This is a genomic window from Phytoactinopolyspora endophytica (genome assembly GCF_004138495.1).
GTDB classification, from domain to species: domain Bacteria; phylum Actinomycetota; class Actinomycetes; order Jiangellales; family Jiangellaceae; genus Phytoactinopolyspora; species Phytoactinopolyspora endophytica.
The window spans coordinates 108245-113614 of the sequence record NZ_ML142861.1 but is presented as its reverse complement, the minus strand read 5'-3'; the positions used below and the strand labels follow the sequence as shown (position 1 = coordinate 113614).

Sequence of the window (5370 nt, the reverse complement as noted above, 5' to 3'; positions counted from 1 at the left end):
CGATCCCTTCTGGCCGGGCCGTCGAGATGTCCGTCGGACGTTCTAAGCTGGCTATTCGGAGGTGTGCATGCCCGGCGATCATGACCTGTTGTCACCGCTGACCCTGTCCTCGCGGGACGGGGTCAAGCGTGAGCGTGCCGACGCCGCCCGGAACCGCCAGATCCTCCTGGAGGCGGCCGGGCGAATTCTCCGGGACAAGGGCATCGACGCGCTGTCGATGGATGCGGTGGCGGCGGAGGCCGGTGTGGGGATCGGGACCGTGTACCGGCGGTTCGGCGACCTCCAAGGGCTTGCCTATGCGCTCATCGACGACCAGGAACGCGAGTTTCAGGCCGCGTTCATCTCCGGCCCCCCGCCGCTGGGGCCGGGTGCACCACCACAGGAGCGGCTCTGCGCATTCCTGCGTCGTTACGTTGACCGGCTCACCGAGCAGGCCGAGTTGATGGCGACGGCTGAGAACGGTGACGCTCGATACCGGAGCGGCGCCTATAACCTTCAGCGCCAGCATCTGGCGATGCTGATCACACAGATCGATCCGGAGCGGGACGGCGGGTATCTCGCCGACGCGTTGCTAGCGGTCCTGTCAGCGCGGCTCTACCTGCATCAGCGCGCGGGCTTGGAAATGACTGTGGAACGCCTCAACGCGGGACTGGACCAGCTCGTCCGCGGCGTCATCGGCTGATCGGCGGCCGGCGACGAGACGGCTCGATCCGGCGACCTGCACGACAGTCTCCCGGTCTCCCCGTAGTCTGGCGATCATGTCTGGAGAACGACGACGACCGCAGCTTGCTGACGCCCTGGGCCTCGAACCCCATCCCGAAGGCGGGTGGTTCCGGGAGACCTGGCGCTCGGATGTGACGTTGCGGCCACCCGGCTATGACGGGGAGCGCGCGAGCGCGACCTGCATCTACTTCCTGCTGGCGCCGGGTGAGGAGTCCAAGTGGCACACGGTGAGGTCCGCGGAGCTGTGGTTCTGGCACAGCGGCGGGCCGCTGCTGCTGAAGCTCGGCGGCGCCGGCGAGACGCCGGATCTGCAGCCTGAGACTGTGACCTTGGGTAGGCGCATCGCGGCCGGAGAGTCCCCGCAGGCGATCGTTCCTCCCGGGGTGTGGCAGGCGGCGCAGCCGGCCACCGACCAGGAGGTCCTCGTCTCCTGTGTGGTTTCGCCTGGCTTCGACTTCGCCGACTTCCGCCTTCTCTCATGATCATCAACGGTGGGCCGCACCATAGGGCGTCCACCGGTTGATGATCATGGCGAGATGGCGTGGCGTAATCCATGTGAGGCGAGGGCGGAGGTGGAGCTACGATCGTCCCCATGCCCGACGCTCCTTCCAAGGCGTTTTATGTCACCACGCCCATCTACTACGTCAACGACGCGCCCCACATCGGGCACGCCTACACCACGGTCGTCACTGACTTCATCGCTCGCTGGCATCGGCAGCGGCAGGAACCCGTGTGGTTCCTCACGGGGACCGACGAACACGGCCAGAAAGTGCTCCGCACTGCCGAGGCCAACGGGGTCGACGCCCGTACCTGGGCCGACCGCTTGGTGGACAGCGCGTGGAAGCCGGTTCTGGAGACCATCGACGCATCGAACGACGACTTCATCAGGACCACCGAGTCGCGGCATGTCGAGCGAGTCAAGGAGTTCATGCAGGGCCTGCATGACGCGGGTGAGATCTACGAGGGCACGTACGAGGGTGCGTACTGCGTGGCCTGTGAGGAGTACAAGCAGCCGGGTGATCTGATCGAGGGCACCGGAGAGTATGCCGGGCAGCAGCTGTGCCCGATCCATACCCGGCCGGTGGAGATCCTCTCGGAGAAGAACTACTTCTTCCGGATGTCGGACTACACGGACCGGTTGCTCGCCTTCTACGACGAGAATCCCGATTTCATCCAGCCCGAAAGCGCACGGAACGAGGTCTACAGCTTCGTCAAGCAGGGACTGCAGGATCTGTCCATCTCCCGGTCGACGTTCGACTGGGGTGTCACGGTCCCGTGGAACGAGTCCCACGTCATCTACGTATGGATCGACGCTCTGCTGAACTACGCGACGGCCGTGGGCTACGGCGCGGACGAGGAGAAGTTCGCCCGCACCTGGCCGGCGGACATCCATTTCGTCGGCAAGGACATCCTGCGCTTCCACGCGGTGATCTGGCCGGCCATGCTGATGGCCGCCGGCGTGCCGTTGCCGAAGAAGGTCTTCGCGCACGGGTGGCTGCTGGTCGGCGGCGAGAAGATGAGCAAGTCCAAGCTGACCGGCATTTCGCCGAACCAGATCACCGATACGTTCGGATCGGACGCGTTCCGTTACTACTTTCTGCGGGCCATCGCGTTCGGCAACGACGGCTCGTTCTCCTGGGAGGATATCGCCGCTCGCTATCAGGCGGAGCTCGCCAACGGCCTGGGTAACCTCGCGTCCCGGGTCACGGCCATGGTCGGCAAGTACTTCGACTCAGTGCTGCCGCAGACCGGCGCCTTCACGGAGGCGGAGGAAGCGCTCGCGACTGTCGCTCGGCGGGCGGCCGCCGATGCCGACGCCGCCGTTGACCGGGTAGCGCCGCACGAGGCACTGGCCGCTGTGTGGACTCTGGTGGAAGCCGTGAACGGCTACATCACCGAGCAGCAACCGTGGGCGGTGGCCAAAGACGAGGCGCAGCGGGAACGGCTGGCCACCATCCTCTGCACCTCCGCGGAAGCGTTGCGCACCCTCGCTGTCCTGCTCAACCCCGCGATGCCGAAGGCGTCTGCGCGGCTGTGGGACGCGCTGGGGGCAGCGGAGACTCTCGGTGCCCTTGCCGACCAGCCGATCGCCGAGGCGGGCGAATGGGGGCGGCTCAGCGCCGGGACGCGGGTCACCAAAGGCGACGCGCTGTTCCCGCGGCTAGAGCTCGACTGATCGGTTGGTCGTGACCATCCATCAACTGCCATACCGTGTGCCCGGCCGTTGAAGGACAGCAGGTGAGAAAGGGAAAAGGAAACGTATGAGCCGGATCAAGCGGTCGGCGACCGGAGAGGACGGGCGCCGGCGAGACCGCTCGCGTCCGCCGATGCCGGAGCCGCTGCCGTCGCCGGTAACGGACACCCATTGCCACATGGATATCGCCGACGGCGATGACGATGAGGCGTTCAGTCCGGAAGAGGCGCTCGCTGCGGCGGCCAAGGTCGGCGTCGACCGGGTGGTGCAGGTCGGCTGCGATATCGCTGGGTCTCAGTGGGCGGTGCAGGCGGCGCAGCGCTATCCGAACGTCGTCGCGACGGTGGCGCTGCACCCCAACGAGGCGCCCCGGCTAGCCGCAACCGGAACGCTCGATGACGCCCTGTCGGAGATCGACCGGATGGCGGGCGTCAGCGAACGGGTGCGCGGCGTCGGAGAGACCGGTCTGGATCATTTCCGCACGACGCCGGAGGGTCATGCGGCTCAGGAGGAGTCGTTCCGGGCACACATCGAGATCGCGCGGCGGCGTGGCCTGGCCTTGGTGATCCATGACCGGGACGCTCACGACGACATACTCCGTGTCCTGGACGATACGCAGCTTCCGGACAGGGTGGTCTTCCATTGCTTCTCCGGTGACGCGGCCATGGCCCGGCATTGTGCCGAGCGCGGGTGGTTCCTGTCCTTCGCGGGGCCGGTGACGTTCAAGAACGCAGAATCTTTACGTTCCGCCTTGCGGGAGGTTCCGCTGGAGCAGGTCTTGGTGGAGACCGACGCTCCCTTCCTGACGCCGCATCCGTTCCGGGGTAGACCGAACGCGTCGTACCTGGTCCCGCTGACTGTGCGATCCGTCGCGGAGGTCCTCGGGAGAGATCTTGAGGAGACCTGTTCAATGATCCAAACCAGCACGAGTCGGGCATTCGGTTCATGGTGATCCTCATCACCTCAAAGGCCTCATGGCCGGTTTTCCACAAGGTTTTCCACAGAAAGTCGGATGTTGGGCTTGACATCCTGCTCAAGTGCGTTACCGTTTCGTGATTGTTAGCCGGGGTCGGGGAAGCTCCGGATGGCTAGTCAGCGGACCATGCGCTTTCGGCCCGAGCCGCGCCGGTTCGGCGTAGGATCTGGGCCGGAATGGGTGGCGAGTGGTACATGCCGTCTGCTCCGTGCCCGGGAGGTACTACATCAGGAGCTTTGTTGCGTCCGTCGGTCAAGACGATCGCGATCAACGCGAGCGTCGTCACGGCCCTTGTGGCCGGTGGCGTCGCGTACATGACGTTCGATAACGCCGTCAGCCTCACTGTTGACGGTGAAACCGAGACCGTGCACACGTTCTCCGGCAATGTCGGTGACGTGCTCGACGGTCAAGGTATCGAGATCGGGCCCAACGACGACGTCGTTCCGTCTCTGGACAGCACGGTCGAAGACGGCACTGAGATCAACGTCCGCTACGGTCGTGAACTCACGGTGACCGTCGACGGCACTGAACGGTCCGTGTGGACGACGGCACTCTCGGTCGACGAGGCCCTCTCGGAGCTCGGTATCCGTGACGAGGGAGCGGATGTCTCGGTGGCCCGCTCGCTCGACATCGATCGCAGCGGGCTGGACTTCGAAGTCCGCACCCCCAAGGAGATCACGCTTGTCGCCGACGGCGACGAGGACCAGGTCACCACGACGGCCCTGACGGTCCGTGAAGCCCTCGCGGACGTCGACGTGGAGCTGGGAGACCGGGACATCGTCGAGCCTTCGCTGGACGCCAAACTGCGCGGCGAGGCGGAGGTCGTCGTCAAGCGAGTGACCGTGGAGAAGGACACCGTCGAGAAAGAGATCGACTTCGAGACCGTCGAGAAGGAAGACGACTCCCTCGAAGTTGGCACCACGTCGGTAGAGACCGAGGGTCAGAAGGGCCTGCTGGAGCGTGAGCTCGAGAAGACCTACATCGACGGGGAACTCGACGACACGGAGAAGCTGTCCGAGGAAGTCATCGACGAGCCGGTCGACGAGGTCATCCTGGTCGGCACTATGGAGCCCGAGCCCGAGCCGGACCCGGAGCCGGACCCACCGGCCGAGGATGACGACGATGAGGGCAGCGACGACAGCGACGACAGCGGCGACGGTGACAGCGACGGCGGCGATGGCGGCGGCGGTGACAACGTCGACGGCGGCGTCTGGGACCGGCTGGCAGAGTGCGAGTCCGGCGGTGACTGGTCGATCAACACCGGCAACGGCTACTACGGCGGCCTTCAGTTCAATCTGCAGACATGGCAGGCCTACGGTGGCTCCGGATACCCGCACGAGAACAGCAAGTCCGAGCAGATCCGCATCGCTGAGAGGGTCCGTGACGACCGTGGCGGCTACGGCGCCTGGCCGGCCTGTTCCGCCAAGCTGGGCCTGAGCTAGTCGCTGCTCGTATCGCGGGTGAATCCGCCCGCGAG

General features: G+C 65.7%; 5 protein-coding genes. All 5 read left to right on the top strand.

What is annotated here, in order from left to right; genetic code table 11:
• The first annotated feature begins 67 nt into the window (after positions 1-67).
• Positions 68-682 (top strand): TetR/AcrR family transcriptional regulator, encoded by a 615-nt coding sequence (locus tag ELR45_RS22760; protein ID WP_129668385.1) that lies wholly within the window; start codon positions 68-70, stop codon positions 680-682.
• 76 nt (positions 683-758) lie between these two features.
• The gene (locus ELR45_RS22755; RefSeq protein WP_129668384.1) at positions 759-1205 is read left to right on the top strand and encodes a cupin domain-containing protein; all 447 of its coding nucleotides are present in this window, start codon (positions 759-761) and stop codon (positions 1203-1205) included.
• A gap of 110 nt (positions 1206-1315) precedes the next feature.
• Complete coding sequence (gene metG, locus ELR45_RS22750) at positions 1316-2899, top strand: methionine--tRNA ligase (RefSeq protein WP_129668383.1); 1584 nt, start codon at positions 1316-1318, stop codon at positions 2897-2899.
• 85 nt (positions 2900-2984) lie between these two features.
• Positions 2985-3869 (top strand): TatD family hydrolase, encoded by an 885-nt coding sequence (locus ELR45_RS22745; protein WP_129668382.1) that lies wholly within the window; start codon positions 2985-2987, stop codon positions 3867-3869.
• Between the two features lie 263 nt (positions 3870-4132).
• Positions 4133-5335, top strand: a complete 1203-nt coding sequence (locus ELR45_RS42150; RefSeq protein ID WP_165368021.1) for a resuscitation-promoting factor — start codon at positions 4133-4135, stop codon at positions 5333-5335.
• Positions 5336-5370: the final 35 nt, after the last annotated feature.

Coding starts and splice junctions, on each gene's coding strand:
- ELR45_RS22760 (WP_129668385.1), top strand. CDS start 68: ATGCCCGGCGATCATGACCTGTTGTCACCGCTGACCCTGTCCTCGCGG.
- metG (WP_129668383.1), top strand. CDS start 1,316: ATGCCCGACGCTCCTTCCAAGGCGTTTTATGTCACCACGCCCATCTAC.
- ELR45_RS22745 (WP_129668382.1), top strand. CDS start 2,985: ATGAGCCGGATCAAGCGGTCGGCGACCGGAGAGGACGGGCGCCGGCGA.
- ELR45_RS22755 (WP_129668384.1), top strand. CDS start 759: ATGTCTGGAGAACGACGACGACCGCAGCTTGCTGACGCCCTGGGCCTC.